The sequence below is a fragment of the Neisseria sp. P0022.S010 genome (assembly GCF_051956635.1).
The window spans coordinates 1-942 of the sequence record NZ_JBQCXF010000752.1; the positions used below are offsets into that span (position 1 = coordinate 1).

A 942-nucleotide genomic window follows, 5' to 3' on the forward strand; every position below is an offset into this window, starting at 1 on the left:
AGTTAAGGCCGTCTGAAATAGCACTCTTATAATAATATAAGTAATATTTCAGACGGCCTTGCTGTTGGTTCAAATAAAGGGAGGAGAACAAAAATGACCGTTTACTTAATCGGCGATTCCGTTCGGCTTGCATCGGAGCCTCACACACGCGCCGCTTTGCCTGAGGCGGATATTGTTTCTCCATTGGAAAACTGCCGCTCGTCGTATGATGTGCTAGATCATATCGGGCAATGGACAGAGGGCGCGACTGTGGGAGACATTATCCACATCAACTGCGGTTTGCACGACATCCGTCACAATCAAGGCTGCAATGAGCCGGTGGCCGATATAGAAACCTACCGCAACAACCTGACCCGAATTTTTGATTATCTGAAACAGACTGGGGCAAAAATTATTTGGGCGAGCAGTACGCCGTTTTTGGAAAGCGTACACAATATCGTCAAACCCTCGCGCCGTTATCTGGCCGACTTGAAGGCCTATAACCGTGTGGCGGAGGATTTAGCAAGGCAATATGGTTTTGCCGTCAATGATTTATACAGTTTGATGTTCGGGCAGGATTTGACTGATGTGATGCTGTGCGATGGGCTTCATTTCAATGAGTTCGGCAGTAAGATGATAGGCAAGGCAGTAGCCGAAGCGATATTGAAACAGATGGACTAACCCTACTTAACTCGTTTTGTCATGTTTTGGCTTTCAGACGGCCTTTAAAGCTAAAGCAAAGTTCCCGATATCAGGTAATGCAGCACTAATTCTTATCAACATTTAATCTAGGAGTATGGCCATGAGCGGCGAATTAGATAAAATCAGCGGTAAAGTAAAAGAAGTGGTCGGCAACATTGAAGAAAAAGGCAGCGATGTTTTGCAAAAAGGCAAAGAAGAAGCCGAGCATTTGGTTGATGAAGCCAAAGAAAAAGCTGAAAGCTTAATTAATGATATTAAAAG

The 942-nt window shown here is 44.5% G+C and carries 1 protein-coding gene; it reads left to right on the top strand.

Features of this window, described 5'->3' with window-relative positions; all coding sequences use genetic code 11:
* The first annotated feature begins 93 nt into the window (after positions 1-93).
* Positions 94-660 carry an SGNH/GDSL hydrolase family protein gene (locus ACTHUT_RS21165; RefSeq protein WP_250600735.1) on the top strand — a complete coding sequence of 189 codons (567 nt, stop codon included), beginning with the start codon at positions 94-96 and terminating at the stop codon, positions 658-660.
* Positions 661-942: the final 282 nt, after the last annotated feature.